The 16,117-nt window shown below is 32.0% G+C and carries 16 protein-coding genes and 1 riboswitch; all 16 genes read right to left on the reverse strand.

Translation table 11 applies throughout. The annotated features are described in order from the left end of the window. Positions 1-45 precede the first annotated feature (45 nt). Positions 46-816 (reverse strand): inositol monophosphatase family protein, encoded by a 771-nt coding sequence (locus ACYQ39_RS03185; RefSeq protein ID WP_459840428.1) that lies wholly within the window; start codon positions 814-816, stop codon positions 46-48. A 334-nt stretch (positions 817-1,150) separates the two neighbouring features. Then, positions 1,151-1,858, reverse strand: a complete 708-nt coding sequence (locus ACYQ39_RS03190) for a YetF domain-containing protein (RefSeq protein ID WP_459840429.1) — start codon at positions 1,856-1,858, stop codon at positions 1,151-1,153. A gap of 54 nt (positions 1,859-1,912) precedes the next feature. After that, on the reverse strand, positions 1,913-2,185 hold the full coding sequence (locus ACYQ39_RS03195; RefSeq protein ID WP_459840430.1) for a late competence development ComFB family protein: 273 nt from the start codon (positions 2,183-2,185) through the stop codon (positions 1,913-1,915). A 97-nt stretch (positions 2,186-2,282) separates the two neighbouring features. Further along, a complete protein-coding gene (locus ACYQ39_RS03200; RefSeq protein ID WP_459840431.1) occupies positions 2,283-3,770 on the reverse strand; it encodes a glycosyltransferase family 39 protein in 1,488 nt (495 codons plus the stop codon). Between the two features lie 68 nt (positions 3,771-3,838). Beyond that, a complete protein-coding gene (locus ACYQ39_RS03205; protein ID WP_459840432.1) occupies positions 3,839-5,017 on the reverse strand; it encodes a hypothetical protein in 1,179 nt (392 codons plus the stop codon). A 110-nt stretch (positions 5,018-5,127) separates the two neighbouring features. Further along, positions 5,128-6,222, reverse strand: coding sequence for a hypothetical protein (locus tag ACYQ39_RS03210; RefSeq protein ID WP_459840433.1), 1,095 nt, complete (start codon positions 6,220-6,222; stop codon positions 5,128-5,130). A gap of 79 nt (positions 6,223-6,301) precedes the next feature. Next, positions 6,302-6,934: a hypothetical protein gene (locus ACYQ39_RS03215; RefSeq protein ID WP_459840434.1), complete on the reverse strand. Its 633-nt coding sequence runs from the start codon at positions 6,932-6,934 to the stop codon at positions 6,302-6,304. A 70-nt stretch (positions 6,935-7,004) separates the two neighbouring features. Further along, entirely contained in the window at positions 7,005-7,751 is a 747-nt protein-coding gene (locus tag ACYQ39_RS03220) for a glycosyltransferase family 2 protein (protein WP_459840435.1), read from the reverse strand. A gap of 151 nt (positions 7,752-7,902) precedes the next feature. Continuing rightward, positions 7,903-9,363 (reverse strand): alkaline phosphatase family protein, encoded by a 1,461-nt coding sequence (locus ACYQ39_RS03225; protein WP_459840436.1) that lies wholly within the window; start codon positions 9,361-9,363, stop codon positions 7,903-7,905. Positions 9,364-9,376: 13 nt separating this feature from the next. Then, on the reverse strand, positions 9,377-10,264 hold the full coding sequence (locus ACYQ39_RS03230) for a lysylphosphatidylglycerol synthase transmembrane domain-containing protein (protein WP_459840437.1): 888 nt from the start codon (positions 10,262-10,264) through the stop codon (positions 9,377-9,379). After that, a complete protein-coding gene (locus tag ACYQ39_RS03235; RefSeq protein ID WP_459840438.1) occupies positions 10,245-11,219 on the reverse strand; it encodes a GDP-mannose 4,6-dehydratase in 975 nt (324 codons plus the stop codon). Before ACYQ39_RS03235 ends, ACYQ39_RS03230 begins: the two co-directional genes overlap by 20 nt. A 270-nt stretch (positions 11,220-11,489) precedes the next feature. After that, complete coding sequence (thiC, locus tag ACYQ39_RS03240; protein ID WP_459840439.1) at positions 11,490-12,773, reverse strand: phosphomethylpyrimidine synthase ThiC; 1,284 nt, start codon at positions 12,771-12,773, stop codon at positions 11,490-11,492. Positions 12,774-12,839: 66 nt separating this feature from the next. Next, positions 12,840-13,628, reverse strand: a complete 789-nt coding sequence (thiM, locus tag ACYQ39_RS03245; protein WP_459840440.1) for a hydroxyethylthiazole kinase — start codon at positions 13,626-13,628, stop codon at positions 12,840-12,842. A gap of 57 nt (positions 13,629-13,685) precedes the next feature. After that, positions 13,686-14,480 (reverse strand): bifunctional hydroxymethylpyrimidine kinase/phosphomethylpyrimidine kinase, encoded by a 795-nt coding sequence (gene thiD / locus ACYQ39_RS03250; RefSeq protein WP_459840441.1) that lies wholly within the window; start codon positions 14,478-14,480, stop codon positions 13,686-13,688. Positions 14,481-14,617: 137 nt separating this feature from the next. Further along, positions 14,618-14,726, reverse strand: a riboswitch (TPP riboswitch). Positions 14,727-14,799: 73 nt separating this feature from the next. Beyond that, the gene (locus tag ACYQ39_RS03255; RefSeq protein WP_459840442.1) at positions 14,800-15,444 is read right to left on the reverse strand and encodes an FMN-dependent NADH-azoreductase; all 645 of its coding nucleotides are present in this window, start codon (positions 15,442-15,444) and stop codon (positions 14,800-14,802) included. 88 nt (positions 15,445-15,532) lie between these two features. Continuing rightward, the gene (rbr, locus tag ACYQ39_RS03260; protein WP_459840443.1) at positions 15,533-16,108 is read right to left on the reverse strand and encodes a rubrerythrin; all 576 of its coding nucleotides are present in this window, start codon (positions 16,106-16,108) and stop codon (positions 15,533-15,535) included. Positions 16,109-16,117 lie beyond the last annotated feature (9 nt).

Consider the following 16,117-nt stretch of genomic DNA (forward strand, 5'->3'; position numbering starts at 1 on the left):
AACTAAGAAACCGCCTGTTTAGACAGGCGGTTTTTCAATATGTAATTATTCTTTTATCTCTTCTAATATTTTTTGACAGATTTCTTCATTACCTGCTACTACAGTAATTCCTTTATCCTTTTCAAAAGTATAAACTTTTCCACCAGCTTCTTCTACTAATAATACACCAGCAGCTATATCCCATAGATTCAACTTCAACTCCCAATAACCATCAAATCTACCAGCAGCCACATTAACTAAATCAAAAGCAGCAGTACCAACTCTTCTAATTCCTCTTACTCTTGTAACAAATTGCTTAAGATTATCTAAATTATTATTGGTATCCTCAGCTCTATCATAAGGAAAACCAGTAGCCAATACTGCCTGTTGTAATTGAGTAGTAGCTGAGATCTGTAATTTCTGTCCATTTAGAAATGCACCTTCACCCTTGATCGCAGAGTATAATTCATCTAATTTCGGTACATAAACTATGCCTAAAATTGTATCTTCCTGATACTGTAAAGCAATAGATATAGAAAAGATAGGAAACTGTTGAGCATAATTAGTCGTACCATCTATCGGATCAATAATCCATCGATAGTCTGAATCAGTTTCCTCACTTCCTCCTTCCTCTGCTAAAATTGAGTGTTCTGGATAATCTTTTTTGATATTTCTAACTAGTATTTCTTCCGATAACTGATCAATTTCTGTTACTAAATCAATAGCTCCTGATTTAGTTCTTATTCTTATATCAGAATTCATCTTTTCTAGTTGTATCTCACCTACTTGCCTAACCCACTTCTTTACCTTATTTAATACTTCTCTTTTATCTATCATTCTATTACCTCCTATATATTTTTTAATCTGCAACTATATTATATCAAATTTTAATCTAATTAAAACTGCTTGTCCTATATTAAATAATATTAATTAATAAAGCAGAGGATTAAATCCCCTGCTACCTCACAACTTAGTAATCAGAACCTAATAACAATAAAATTAAAATTAGGAAAACAACAAAAGTATAATTATCATGATAAGCCATTGTTCTCCCCTCCTCTCTTATAAAACTCACTATATAATATTGATTTTTTTAGAAAAATGTGCACAAAAATAATTAGTAATCAACTAAAAAAGTTCCAGTAACTCAAAGTTACTGGAACTTTTTTTATTAATCTTCTACTTTTTGAGTATAATCAGGCTGATTATTTCTTAAGTCTATATATAATGAGCCATCTGTATTTAGACTTGCTAAAACCACTTGAGAAATATCATCTACTCCTTGTTTATTTAATTTATTATATAGCCAGTTAAAATCAAGGTTATTCTGTTTTAAATTCTGCTCCAATACTTCTCCATCCTTAATTATTTCTGTTGCTAAACCTTTATAGTTAGTACTTATATTTAGATCATTAGGAGTCACAGGTAGAAAAGAGCTCTTTTTTAAAACACTTAATTGACCATGAGATTCTAAAACAGCAAACTCAACTTCATTTATATTAAAGATCCCTTTGTCTCTAAGCTGCATCTCTAAATCATCTAAACTATATCGTGCTTTGAACATATTTTCTTCTAATAACTTACCATTTTGAATAATAACTACTGGTTCACCCTCAATTATCTTTCTAATTCTTAAACTCTTTAGTGTTAGATAACTTAAAGCTACTGTACAAATAGTTAATATTACTGGACTAATCAAAACAGCTATCCCCTTTATAGCATTAACTACATAAGCACCTGTAATAGTACCAATAGTTACACCTGTTACAAATTCAAAAAATGTCAACTGCGATAATAATTTTCTACCAATTACACGAGTTAAAATAACTAATAAGCCAAAGATAAGTAGTGTTTTCCAGATAGCTTCTAAATATTCCATTATTCAGACCCCTAAATCTAGTATTCTTATTTATCCCTGAATCTATTAATAAAATTAGCGATTATGATGAGGTCTATCTTGTACTTTCTCAGCTGCCTCAATCACCACTCTCAGAATATCCATTTTAGTCTGAGTACTAGAGATGTCAATACTATCGATAAGAACCCTACCTTCTTCACTACCAGCATACCTAGGTTCTAGATTACTTAAGGCCACTGCAGCTATATCTTCACGACATTGATTACAATCACATAATTCTTCTCTTTCTTCTAGTATTTCATCAACTTTATCTTCAACTTCAAGCCGCAATAAGTTCTTAGTAACCACTCTACTCCTCCTTTCTACTTAAATCTTGCTGATTATATAGCCAGATTACTAACTAATAGCTTATTAATATAGATATGTATTCTATATATATATCAGACTATTTAATCTTTTTTTGTTGAATATATTCATATAAATCTTCTGTACCTTTATATAAGATAATCTGGTTATAGACTGGATATAATGATTTATCACCTGTCCATTTTTTAATAGGAACTAAAAGATTCTTCAACTGATTATCCCGCTTAATCAAAGTATTATATACTGCATCAGTCATTAAAATATTTGTTGGTCTCTCAACTAGAGATAATAATGACTGATAGAAATCTTTCTTTTTTCTGACTTTCTTAATAATGAAATTAGGATGATAATAATTAATTACTCTCTCTTCTTCAAAAGTGTAAATTATTGTTTGCTGAGTAGAAAAGTTATTATTCAAATAATGGGTTAATTTAATTACAGGAGGTAAATTGGACTTATATGTTGTTACTAAAGGTAGAGACGTTATAATTAAGACTAATATTACAATTGCTAAAAAATAAATAATCTTTTTTGACTTATTTAATAAAGATTGCCAACCTATGAATATTACTATTACAAATAAAGGGGTTAAAGTAATTATATGTCTAGGTTTAGCTACATTCTGTCCAAAAAAGACCCAGATAAAATAAGGTATTAACCAACTAGCAATAAATAATTTATCTCTACTAGATAATTTTTTATAAGTACTGATAAATCCAAATAAACCTAATAAAATAAAATTAGCTAATAATAATTTAATTATAGAATCTCCTGCTTGATAAAAACCTAATCCAGCTACTAAAATATTATGATAAATTAATCTGATTAATCTGGCTCCTAAAGTACTATCAGTTACTACTGTTCCACCCCAATCATTAAAATGACCTGCTGTAAAATCTATTGCAATCTGAAAAAAGTCTAGTCCTCCTGCCCTAATAATTTGCCATCCTACCCATAATAAATTAGTTGCTGTAAAACTAATTATAGCTGATAATAAAGTTGATACCTGTTTAGTATCTTGATACCATAAACCCAGACTGATTAAAAATATAATGAAATAGGGAAAATAAGATACTCTAACTCCTAAAGCTACTCCTAAAATAACAGCACTACTAATCAAATAATTCTTTCTTAATTTTATTTTCTGCCAACTTAAATAAGTTAAATATAAAAATAATAATATAAAAAAAGTTCCTGTCATATCTGACATTATCTTAGCACTCAGTATTAAATGTAAAGGGGTAAATATCAAATAAGCTCCAGCTAGTAAAGCTATAGTCTGATCAGATAACTTTTTTACCAACATATAGAAAGGCAAGACTGATAAACCACCTAAAATAGCACTTAACAGAGCTAAAGCTTGCGCCTCACTACCTAACCATTGATTAATAAATTTACCTAACCAGATATAAATAGGATAACCTGGAAAATGAGGCTGCATCAAGGATAAATCATAAAACTCTATTCCTAAAATAAAATCAACTGCATCCCAACCATGCGGATGAGGACTCAACAAAAACAAACGTATTCCAATTGCAATGATAGTTAATATTATTCCATAAATCATAATTTCCTCCTTTTTAAATTAGAAAAAGGCTACCTGAATTTAGCACAGGTAACCTCCTTGATAATCTACTAAATTGTACCTACATAATCTCTAAGCGTTGCTCGAATTTCTTCTGCCAAAGTATCTGCTTTAGCCCGATTAGTCTGTTCTACAGCATTTACATAGCTACGTAGATTAGTTACTAATTCTGATTCAACTCCAGTACCTAAATTAGCTTCTACATGATCAGTAAATACATTATAATATAATAAAGCTTCCCATGCTTCAATTACAGCTTTATTAGTACCCCAATTTTCTTCAACTTCTTCTAAATATGAATAAACTTTAGTTGCAAAACCACGGTTCATCTCTTCTAAGATAAATTCATAATCTACATCTTCTAATTGACCATTAAATTGTTCTTGAATAATCTGGTTTCCTATCTTATTAGTTCCTTCTACTTTATCTTTGATAGCTTGGTAATATACTAAACCTTCCATCTGTTTAATTGCTGCTTTATCTGGTTTTTCAGTTATATATTCTTCAACTTCTTCTACCTCATGTAAGACTGAATCATAGAATACTTTAACGATAGTCTTATCAACTATCTGTCCAGCAATCTCAACATCTTGAACTTTATCATTCTCTATAGCTTGTCGAATAGTCTTTAAACCAGACAAAATACCTTCATTTGAATCTTTAGAATATTCTTTGGCTGTTCCTGCTACTGCCTCATAGTATACAATAGCTTCATCTAACTTATGATGAGCTTTTTCTTTATTAGAAATATATTCAACAACTTCATCTATCTCATGCTTAACTGATAGATAAAAGGCTCTCTTTAATGTTTTATCAACAATTTGAGCTGCTAAAGCTGGATCCTGACCATTCTCTACTCCACGAAAGGCAGCTTGGATATATTGATCCATAGTAGTAGCAAATTTTTCATCTCTAGATTGTACTGTAGCTTTTAGAACATCATTATAAACCTTTTCAATTGCTTCAAAATCAATTTCCTCTTGATGTCTTAATTGATTAATCTTCTTATAAGCCTTAATTCTCTTAATCTGTTTAGGTACATCAGTCTTTAAAGGTAAAGCTGCTTCAAATTCTACATCCTTCAAACTTGTTCTATCTTCTAAACTTGCTTTCTCATCTCCAGCTCCTAACCAATCAAATAAAAAGAAAGCAGATGTAGTACTACTTACAGAAATCACAGCTAACAAAGCCAATGCTACAATCAAAATATTATTTCTACGTTTAAGCATTATTCTTCCCCCTTATACTTAGTAATAACTAAAGTCAATTTCATTATCATTAAGCAATAAATTATAAGTTAGCTATTAGCTATCTAACAACTAATAGCTAACTAGATTAGTTATAACTTAACAAAGTAAGCTTTAATTTGAGTTTCAATATCTTCTGCTAACTTATCTACTGTTGACTTATCTTCTTTTTTAACTGCTTGAACATAAGAACGTAAATTACTTAGTAATTCTGATGCACTTTCAGTACCTAACTTAGCTTCTACATCTGTAGCAAATACATTGTAGTACAATAAAGCTTCCCAAGCTTCAACTAGTGCCTTATTAGTACCCCAATTTTCTTCAACCTCTTCTAAATAATGAATAACCTTAGGTACAAAACCACGATTTAACTCTTTTAAAATAACACCATAATCAACATTAGCAATGTCTTTGCTTAACATAGGTTCAATTATAAGATTACCTAATTTATTATTTGCTTTTACTATTCCTTTGATTCCTTGATAGTAAACTAAACCTTCAATCTGTTTAACTTTAGCTTTATCAGAATTTTCAGTTACATACTCTTCAACTTCTTCTGCTTCATGTAGAACAGAAGCGTAGAATACCTTAATAATTGTCTTATCTATAATTTGGTCTGCTATCTTTAACTTGGATAAATTATTATTCTTAATTGCCTGACGAGCCGTTCTCATACCAGATAGAATATCTTCATGTAATCCCTGGTCTCGCTTTTTAGCTGTACCTGCAATAGGTTCATAATATACAATAGCTTCATCTAACTTATGATGAGCCTCTTCTTTATTTGAGAATTCTTCAACTGCTTCAATTAACTCATGCTGGACTGTTAGATAAAAAGCTCTCTTAAGTGTCTTATCAACAATCTGAGCAGCTACTTGAGGGTTTTGACCATTTTTAGCTCCATTAAAAGCTGCCTTAATATATTGATTCATTGTTGTTCCAAATTCTTCATCTCTTGCTTCTACCATATTCTTTAATATACCATCATATAGTCTTTCTATATCACCAAAAGCAAGTCTTCCTTGCGGATTAGCATTTCTGATTTGCTTATAAGCTTCTACTCTTCTTTGCTGCTTAGAAACATCAGTCTTCAATGGTAAAGAAACTGCAAAAACACTACTAGTTCCTAGCATAAATAATGTTACAAGTAAAAAAACCATAGTCCCTTTTTTAAAGCTAGTATTCATCTTTTTTGCCCTCCTTAAAATAATTAATTCTTTTTTAATATCAGGCAAGGATTAACCTTACCTGATAGATTTAATTCTACTACTTAACAACAACTTCAGTTAAAACATCAAGAACAACTTCTTTATTAGCTTTATACTTTTCTAAATTAGGTTCTTGGGCTCCAAAACCAAACATACCTGGATTTCCTAGTGAATTTAGGCAATTTTCCAAAGCTGATTCAGATTTTTCATTACCTTCTGGATTATTTGCTTTAACAGTTAATTCTAAAGCTTCATAAAACCCTTTTGCCTTCTTAACTAAAGCTTTAGCAGTCTTATACTCTGAAATCTCCTTTTGAGCTGACTCTAATCTACGTTCTACATTTCCTGCTAATGCTAACTGAAAGTTATGAATAACTTTCTCTTTATCTTTAGCTTCAATTCCTGATTCAATATTAGCTATGTACTCCGTAATAAATGGACTTTCTGCATTAATTTCAGTTAATTCTTTTTCTAAATGCTCTAACTTATCTTCCATCTTTTCTGTTTCTTCTTCTACTTCTTCCCAGTCCTGATTACTCTTATTTAAACTAAATACTACTTCTTCATAGGCCTTCACTAAAGGCTCCTTTTCTTTATTACCATAAGAATAACCTAAAGCAACACTTGACAGACCTACTACCAAAGCCAACATAAGAACTAAAGTTCCAACTTTTCCTGTAGACTTTAACATATTAACCCCTCCTAAATTTTAGTTTATAGTATATAGTTAAATAGTTGACAGTTAATAGTTAAATAGAGTTTTATGATTTACTACCCTCTACTTTAACTGCCCCCTTTTCACTATCAATATCTAACTCAGGTGCAGTAGTCATCTCCTTAAAAATAGCAGGAACTACTTTAGTCATATATTCCCTGAATTTAATAAATGAATCTCCAGTCTGTCGTACTGAATAACTAATAGGAACCTGGGCCAACCTATAATCTTGCCGCAAGATATTAAGAGTAATTACTTGGGCATAATTATAGTCATGAATTATTCTAAAATCTCCCATTACTTCTCTACTAAAGGCCCTCATTCCAGTCTGTCCATCAGTAATCCACTTTCCTAATAGCATAGACTGTAGTAAAGTAAAACAATAATTACCAACTCTTCTGATTGGTACCATGCCTCTAACTTTCTTCATAAATCTAGAGCCTAATACATAATCAGCTTTATCATCTAAAATAGGTTCAATTAAATTATCAATCTCATCAGCTGGATACTCATTATCAGAATCAATCATTACTCCAATATCTGCACCTTGTTGATAGGCCCAATTTAAACCTTGCCTAATTGTAGCTCCTAAGCCCCAATTTTTTTTGTGAGAAATAATATATTCTGCTCCAGCTTCTTTAGCAACTTGAACTGTCTTATCAGTTGAGCCATCATCTATAACTAAAATATCAAACTCTACATCTGTTACTTCTCCTCTAGGTACTTTCTCAATTACTTTTCCTACTGTAGCCTCTTCATTTAAAGCAGGAATGATAACTGTAACTTTCTTCACTGTATCCTTCCTTTCTTACTTATATAGTCATATGTCTTCTGTCATGAGCTAATTCAAACCAGTTACAATCAAAATCTAAGCCTTATTTATATATATTTGAACTGTTTTATGATTTTGAACTTGAATTGGCTCAAGACTGATAGCTCATAGCTCACGACTGATCAATTGCTTCTGTAAGCACTGGTCCTCGAGAAGAATCAGGATAATCTACACCTAACAAATAACTAATAGTTGGAGCTGTAGATACAATGCTTCTTTTCTCCTCTATTTTAAATCCAGCTTTAATCTGTGGTCCATTTATAATAAACGGAACATATCTTTCACCTTCATCTAAATGGCCATGTCCTCCAATACCATCACTCTGTCCATGGTCAGCAGCAATAATTAAAGTAGTATCTTCCATATAACCTTCTTCTGTTAACCAATTGACAAAACCATTAATATGTCTATCAGCTTCTTCAATCTTCTCTTTATATTCAGAATATAAAGCACCTCGACTATGTCCAGTCTGGTCAGTACTGATTAACTGAGTAACTAATAACTCAGGTGCTTCTTTCTTCATAATATCTTTGGCCCGTTTGATTATGTGCCCATCTGCCTGGTCGTTATCCATTACAGCTGTTATTGCTTCTACATCTTCTTCTCCAAAAGCATCAATTAAATGGGCTATACCTAATAATTTTCCTTTCTTATCCTCTTCTCTTAATTTATCAAAAATACTTTCAGTCTTAATCCCTAAATCTAAAACTAAATTACTCTTAATCCCATGTTCATCAGGGTAAGTACCTGTAAATAGAGATGAGAAACAAGTTACTGTTCGAGCTGGATAGATAGTCTCCATTTTTGTATACTCTGTACCTTCTTCTCTTAGCTGATCAATAAATGGAGTCTCTGCTTCAGCTAATCGATCCTTTCTACAACCATCAATGATAATCATTATCACTCTATTAGTAAGAGATTCTGTCACTTCTACATTATTAGTCAACTCTTGATACTGCTCTGGTTTCCAATTAAATAATTTATGATCAATTATAATTGAACCTATAACAGTAATTAAAAAGAATATTATATATTTAATAGCAATTGTCGATGTTCTTATTGTCAACTGTCCAGTCAAATATAGATAACTATAATTCAAGCTTAAAATTGTAACTAACGTCTTAGGAATTTGTTCTTGAAAGTTCCCACTAGTAGAGTCACTATTCTTTAGAACTAACTTCCAAAAACGAGTGAAATTAGTCAAAGTAGTTCCAATTCGTAAATGATAATAAATTGTCCCCCAAAAAATAACAGTAAAGAATAAATATACTCCTAAATCTAAGCCAATTAATTTTAAATCCCAATAATTGAAACCAATTATAAAGCCAGCTAGTGGTATCCATAAAAACCACCTTAATGTAAGAGGGAAATCATATCTAATATAAGTAATAACTAATGGTAAATTAATCAATACAACCAATAAAGTAGACTGCCAGAAACCAAGATTAGTCCATTGCTGATAGTGATATAATAAAAATATACCTATTGAAAATATAGGATAAAAAGACTTACCTTCATTTAATAAGTTCCAAGCTCTGGCTGCCCAAACTTCAAATTTTGAGGCTTTCTGCATAAGATTCTCCTTTCTAAGAGACTAACTTTTTCTTAAATCTTACTATATCCATTAAATTAATTGATTCTCGTAAAGTAAAGAGACCACCTACTAAATAAGAATAAATAAATTTTAGGCTATGAGTTAAGACTGCAATTGTTAATCCTGTTTCTAAATCAACACCATAAAGACTCAAAGCAAAAGACATACTTGCCTCATAAGTACCTACTCCCCCTGGAGTAATATGAAATACTTGAGCCATAATAGTAAAACTATTAACTACAACCAAAGGAATTAACCCTATCTCTAAACTTAATGCCTTAACTACTACTGCCAAAGCGCTAACTTCTAGCATCCAACTAGGAATAGTAAGTAATATAGCTTTAAGTAACTGTTTAAACTTAATCTCTCTTAAAGCTACCTGTAGCTGTGCTAAATAATTAAAGAACTTAACTTCAAATTTTTTAATCCATTGCCAGTGACTAAACCAAACTATACCAACAGAAATAGTCAAGATTATAGTTGCAGGTAAGATAAATAACTGCCAATCAAAACTAATATACTTGATAGATAAAGTAACAAATAAAAATAAATTGATTAGCAGCGAAATTAAATCAATCACTCGACTATATAAGACTGTTGAAGTTGCTTTCTGACTACTATAACCCTCTCGACCTAACAAATAAACTTTAGCTACTTCTCCTAACTTGGTAGGAAAGAGATGATTAACTAATAAAGATACCATATGTAAAGAATATAAGTTACTAACAGTCACTCTTTTCTTATTGAATAATTTTAGCCAAGCAACTGACCGTAACCAGAAAGCTAAGGAATAACCTATCCCAAAGACTAACAATAGATCAGGATGAGCCATTAATAATCTACCTGCTTTTAATAACTCGTTAACTACCAAGTCTTTCACCTAATCTATCTTTAGTACTCTGATACCAATCAATAAATTTCTTCACTCCAGTCCCAATATCTACTTGTGGTTGATAGTTTAATTTATTTCTTGCTTTAGTAATATCAGCATAGGTAACTGGCACATCGCCCTCTTGTTCTGGAAGTTCTTTTATCTTAGCTTTCTTTCCTAGGTTGCTACTGATCAAATTAATCAAATCTAAAAGTTTAATTTGTGAACTAGAACCTAGATTAAATATCTCAAAATCTGGATTACTAGCTAAAACTAATTTAATTCCTTTAATTATATCTGTAATATAGGTATAATCTCTTGTGGTAGATCCATCACCAAACATAGGAATAGGTTGACCTTGATTAATTAATCGAGTAAATTTACTAATTGCCATATTTGGCCTCTGCCTTGGTCCATAAACTGTAAAGAACCTTAAGATAGAAATATTTAATTCATGTAAATTATAGTAATTTTTACAGAATAACTCAGCTGATTTTTTAGCAGTTGCATAAGGAGAAGCTTGTGAATCAAGTTTCATATCCTCTCTAAAAGGTACTTGACTTCTATTCCCATAAACTGAAGATGAAGAAGCAAAAACAAATTGTTTAATATTGTATTTATTAGCTAAATCTAATAAATTAATTGTTCCTTTAATATCTACATCTACATATAAATTAGGCCTTTGAACTGAATTGCGTACCCCTGCCATAGCTGCTAAATGAATCACTTTATCTATCTTTTCTCTCTTAAAAATTCTATTTAAAGCAACTTGATCTAATATATCTTCTCGATATAACTCAAAATTATCCTTATTTATAAAAGGGACAATATTTTTTTCCTTAAACTGGGGATTATAGTAATCATTAAAATTATCAATTACTACTACTTGATATCCTATTTCTAATAAGTCTGCTACCAGATTAGATCCAATAAATCCGGCGCCTCCTGTAACTAAAATTTTCACTTTTAACACCTCATCAATTATACCTAGTTTTTATTTGGTCAATGTAAAGATACTCAATAAACTGGAGGATAATTGTATTTTATCCTGTATTGGAAAATAAAATTTAGATTGATAATAATTTTCACTGTTAGTTATGATTATAATGAAACCCATTATCAATGTCAAGAAAAAAATAAAAAGCTCTACTGGTTTAGTGGGAATTAAACTCCTTATATAAAAAAGAAGCTGGCATAACCAGCTTCTTACAATTGTTCTGCTTAAGTATAAAAACTATAGTGCTTCTTCTACTATCTTCATAGCACAGAAAGAACCACACATTGTGCAAGCATCCTCTTCCTGTAAGTTCTGGTTATGATCAGTTCTTGATTCCTTGGCTTTCTTAGGATCAATAGATAATTCAATCTGCTTATCCCAATCTAAACTCTTTCTTGCTTGTGCCATCTTTCTATCTCTCTCTTTAGCCTGCGATAATCCTTTAGCTATATCTGCTGCGTGAGCTGCTATTTTAGTAGCAACAACTCCTTCTTTAACATCTTCAATACTTGGCAGACCAATATGTTCAGCTGGAGTTACATAACATAAGAAATCAGCTCCACAAGTAGCAGCTAGTGTACCACCAATAGCTGCATTAATATGATCATATCCTAAAGCAATATCTGTCACTAAAGGCCCTAAAACATAAAAAGGTGCGTCTTTACATAACTCTTTTTGAATCTGCATATTAGTCTCTATCTGATTATAAGGCACATGGCCTGGCCCTTCTACCATTACTTGTACTTCAGCTTCTCTAGCTCTATCTACTAGCTCTCCTAGAATCAATAGCTCATGAATCTGAGAACGATCAGTAGCATCAGCTAACGAACCTGGTCGTAAGCCATCTCCTAGGCTTAATGTTACATCATACTCATAAGCTATTTCTAATAAGCGATCATAATATTCATAAAGAGGATTTTCCTCTCCATTATGTAGCATCCAACCAGCCATGAAAGAACCTCCACGACTGACTATATCAGTTACTCGTCCCTCTTCTCTTAAATGGCGTAATGTCTCTAATGTTAAACCACAGTGAACTGTAATAAAGTCGACTCCTTGCTGAGCCTGCTCTTCAATTACAGTAAAAATATCATCTACTGTTAAATCAACAATAGCTTCATCTTCTCTTAAGACTTCTACAGTTGCTTGATAGAAAGGAACTGTACCCAAAGGAACCTCACTCATAGCTAAAATTTCTTTTCTAGTCTGATTAATGTCACCACCAGTTGACAAATCCATTACTGCATCAGCCCCTGACTTAATAGCCACTTTTAATTTTTTTAATTCTTTATCAAGATCAGGGTAATCCTCAGAAGTACCAAAATTAGCATTGATTTTAGTAGTTAATCCTTTACCAAAACCATTAGGATCTATATGATCATGATTCTTATTAGCTGGAATTACAATAGTTCCTTCAGCTACCCCTTCTCTTATTAAATCTACATCTACTCCCTCTTTAATTGCTACTTGTTTCATTTCTGGAGTAATTTCTCCTGCTCTTGCTTTAGTAACTTGAGTCATTTTTATTCCTCCCATATTTTAGTTAATAGTTAAAAATTAATAATTAGATGTTAATAAAACTTACACTTAGTTTATCTCTATTACCTCTTGCTTAGCTTTTAAATATTGGTCACTAATCTCACTAATATTATCTAAAAATGATACCTTATAACTAGCAGGTCTACTAGTTTCTTGACTTGCTTTCTCGCCTGCAATACCATAAGCTGCTACAGCTTGCAAAGAAGCATTTAAATAATTATTATTTACTCCACAAAATACTCCTAATGTACTACCAAGCATACATCCTGTTCCTACTACTTGGCCCATTAATGGGTGACCATTTGTTATTTTATAAACTTCTTGTCCATCAGTTACAATATCATCTGCTCCTGATACTACAACTACTGTATCCTGGACTCGGGCCAACTTCTGGGCACTATCAGTAATATCTTCACAAGTCCCAACTGATTCTACACCTTTTAGTTTAGCTTGACCTCCAGCTAGGACAGTAATCTCTCCTTCATTTCCTTTAATTACTGCTATATCTACTTTATTTAATATTTCCAAAGCAGCCTCAGTTCTTAAATCAGTAGCACCTACTCCTACTGGATCTAAAATAACTGGTATCTTTAACTGATTTGCCTTCTTTCCAGCTTGTAACATAGCATCTATTTGCTTATGGTTTAAAGTCCCAATATTTATAACTAAAGCTGATGCTGCTGTTACCATCTGCTCAACTTCTTGTTGAGCATAAGCCATTATAGGTAATCCACCCCAATAAAGAGTAATGTTAGCACAGTCATTAACAGTCACATTATTTGTAATGTGGTGAACTAAAGGCTTCTCTGCTTTAATTTCAGCCAAGATATCATTCATTCTATCCCCTCCATATACAGTATTGTGACAAGTGACAAGCAAATCCTTAACTACTGATTACTCATCACTTGTTACTGACACTAAATGGTTAACTGGATTATTACCTGCTCCCACTTTACATCCCCTTCTAATAGCTTTAGTTATATATGCTTTACTCCTTTTAATTGATTCTTCTAAAGAATATCCTAGGGCCAAATTACTGGCTAAGGCAGAAGATAAAGTACAACCAGTACCATGAGTATCTGTTGTATCAATTCTTGCAGTAGTAAACTCTCTAAATTCCTCTCCATCATATAGTAAATCTCTAGCCTTATCTTGCTCTTGATGTCCTCCTTTAACCAAAACATACTGGGCGCCTAACTTATATAATTCACTAGCTAACTCTTTCAAACTAACCTCTTCATCTAATCCTCTTCCTGTTAACACTTTAGCTTCATTTAAATTAGGAGTAATTAATTTGGCTAAGGGAATTAAATCTTCTTTGAGAGAATCAATTGCCTCCTCAGCTAATAATAAGTCTCCACTAGTAGCTACCATTACAGGATCAACAACTAGATTATTGATTTGATATTCTTTTATCTTCTTAGTAATAACATTTATAATCTCACTATTAGCCAACATTCCTGTTTTAACAGCAGAAAAATCTAAATCACTAAATACAGAATCAAGTTGTTGTCCTACAAAATCACCACTTAATGCCTCAAACCCTTGTACTCCTAATGTATTCTGAGCAGTTACAGCAGTAACTACTGAGGCTCCATAGACACCAAAAGCAGTCATAGTCTTTAAATCAGCTTGAATTCCAGCACCACCACCAGAATCAGAACCAGCAATTGTTAATACTTGTTTCATTTTATCACCTCATAAAATTTCAAGTTTCAATAATTAAACCGCAAAAAATAAAAAAACACAGCCCCATAAGGAACTGTGCCTTTGATTTCAATAGTAATCAAACATAATAAACCAAGATATACCTAGATAAAGTATACCCTACCAAAAGCCCACTTCCCTACGCTAGTATTATCTAGATCAGGTTCAAGAGACTAGAGTCTTAACTCTTTCTCAGTCCTATAATATAGAACGCCCCTAGTGGTACAAATATGTAATTGTTATTATAAGTATAATAAATCAATCTTATTTTTGCAATAGATTTCTACTAATTCTTTCTCAATTATCTTCGGGCCAACTTTTGAGCAAGACCTTTAGCCTTCTCTATAGCTTTATTTTTCATCTCTGTAGCTTCTTCTTCATCTAATTGATTAGTTCCTTCTATAATAAGTGAATCAACCAACTCAATATCTAAAAAAGAGAATATCCTCTGTAAGTATCTATTGGCAAAATCAAAATCCTTAATTATATCTTCAGAATATATTCCACCACGAGAATGAATGTGAACCGCTTGCTTATCTGTCATTAGACCTTTTGGCCCATCATCGGTATACTCAAAAGTCTTACCAGCTACACAGATATTATCAATATAGGCTCTCATCATAGGAGGTAGACTAAAGTTCCAGAGTGGAGTAACAAAAATATATTTATCTACTGCTATAAACTCTTCTAATAAATCATTCATTTTAGTTAATTTTTGTTGCTCTATTTCAGTTAAATCACTAAACCCTCCTTCTTCTAGAGAAGACCAAGCACTAAAGATATCTCTATCAATTAAAGGAATCTCACGTTGGTATAGATCAAGCTCTACTATCTCATCACCAGGATTTTCCCTTTTATAAGAGTCTAAAAATTCTTTACCAACTGTCAAACTATAAGAATCAGAGACTGGCTTAGGATTAGCAGTAATATATAATACTTTTCCCATCTTAACCTCTCCTGTCTTTATTATATTCTCTAGCTAAATTATAAATAGGGAGAAACTATTAATAGTTTCTCCCTACAGATCTTAACTATTAGTAATTTTCCTCTTTTAACTCAAAGTAATCCTGTGGGTGAGCACAAGCCGGACATTCTTCTGGAGCTTCTGGCCCTTCATGGACATAGCCACAGTTTCCACATTTCCATCTTACTTCATCATCCTTCTTAAATACCTTCTCTTCTCTAACATTCTCTAATAAAGCTAAGTATCTCTTCTCATGCTCTACCTCTACCATAGCTACTCTTCTAAAGACTTCTGCAATTTCAGGAAATCCTTCTTCTTCAGCTACTCTAGCAAACTCTGGATATAACTCAGTATGTTCTTCATTCTCACCAGCAGCGGCAGCCACTAGATTCTCTTCAGTAGTACCAATTACTCCTGCTGGATAAGCAGCTTCAATCTCTACATTTCCTCCCTCTAGAAACTTAAAGAAACGTTCAGCATGCTCCTTCTCGTTTCTAGCTGTTTCTAAAAAGATATTAGCAATCTGTCTATAGCCATCCTTCTTAGCCTGAGAAGCAAAGTAAGTATATCGATTTCTAGCCTGAGACTCACCAGCAAATGCTTTAAGTAGATTTTCTTCTGTCTTAGTACCTTTTAACTCTGGCATAATTGAACC

This window comes from Halanaerocella petrolearia, from assembly GCF_054657875.1.